A 1,414-nucleotide genomic window follows, 5' to 3' on the forward strand; every position below is an offset into this window, starting at 1 on the left:
TCGTTGGCACGTCTCGTTAAGTCACTTAAACCGATTACGCTCACCAGAGAACTCATTTTGAGGATGTAGACAAACTGATTCCCTAACGGCGGTAAAATTTGTCGAAATGCTTGCGGAAGAATCACCAAGCGCATCTTCTGCCAATAATTCAAACCAAGTGATTCTGCCGCTTCATGCTGACCTCGGTTGATCGCTTGAATCCCACCGCGAAATACTTCTGCCATAAACGCACTTTCAGCGATAGTCAGTGCAATTACCCCCGCCCAAAAATGATTGAGAGAGACATCGAGCAGCGTTGGCATGCCGTAGTAAACCCATAAGAGCAACACCAATACTGGGATTGAGCGGATCACCTCAACGTAGATGCGATTCATCCATTTGAGCGTTGGGGAGCGAGAAAGTGCAGGCAACGCAATCAGCAGCCCAAGTGTCATGGCAAAACACATACTCAAGAGTGACACTTGAATGGTGTCATTAAACCCCGCGACTAAAAACTTTAGGTTGGTTATCCCTTGTTCCGTTGACGGGTCGAGTACATACCAGCCCCATTGGTAATCTGAGCAACCCGTTAACAACAGCAGCGAAATCAGCCATAGAGTTCGAAACGTCACATTTACTCCCTGAATTAACTAAAAAACTTCCTTTGTTACTGCTATGTTATCAATGGGGTTGTAATAAAGGTTAATAATTAAACCGTATAAGGTCATTATTTTTAAGGGAATAAAAATGAAAAAGATTTTGTTTGCGCTAGGAATATGTCTGCTTATGGTCACTCAAGTTGTTCATGCTCAGAGCCGTCTTCAAGAAATTCTGGATAAAGGCGTGTTGAGAGTAGGGACGACTGGGGACTGGAATCCAATGACAATGAAAGATCCAGCCACGAACAGTTATCGTGGTTTTGATATTGATGTCACAACCGAGCTTGCTAAAGATTTGGGTGTCAAAGTGGAGTACGTTGCCACCGATTGGAAAACGCTGGTTAATGGCATTACGGCCAACAAGTACGACATCACTGGCAGTGCGTCTTTAAACATGTCGCGTGCGAAGGTGGCTGGTTATAGCCAACCCTATTTCTACTTGGCGTTTGTGCCAGTGGTGCAGAAAAAAGACCTCGCCAAATTCTCTGATTGGGCGGATTTTAATAAACCCGATGTGAAAGTGGCTGCGACGTTAGGTACGGTACAAGAAAAAATGGTGAAAGAGTTCTTCCCATCGGCGCAGCATATTGTGATTGAAGCCCCCGCGCGAGATTTCCAAGAGCTGTTGGCTCGCAGAGCGGATGTGTCTGTGACTTCCAATGTGGAAGCGGCGACGCTGGTGGACAAGTTCAAACAGTTGGCGATTGTGCCTGTGAAAGCACCTCGCAGACCGACTCCAATCGCCATGTTGTTACCACAAGACGACCAAGTCTGGA

At 46.1% G+C, this 1,414-nt stretch carries 2 protein-coding genes; one reads left to right on the forward strand and one right to left on the reverse strand.

The window, feature by feature from the left end:
• A partial coding sequence (locus R7E42_RS24205; protein WP_318073118.1) for an amino acid ABC transporter permease occupies positions 1–611 on the reverse strand: 611 nt, incomplete at its 3' end.
• A gap of 115 nt (positions 612–726) precedes the next feature.
• On the opposite strand from R7E42_RS24205, the gene R7E42_RS24210 reads away from it, so the two are divergent.
• The coding region (locus tag R7E42_RS24210; RefSeq protein WP_318073119.1) for a transporter substrate-binding domain-containing protein at positions 727–1,414 on the forward strand (688 nt) is incomplete at its 3' end.

The organism is Vibrio sp. Vb1337 (genome assembly GCF_033338715.1).
Classification (GTDB): Bacteria; Pseudomonadota; Gammaproteobacteria; order Enterobacterales; family Vibrionaceae; genus Vibrio; species Vibrio alginolyticus.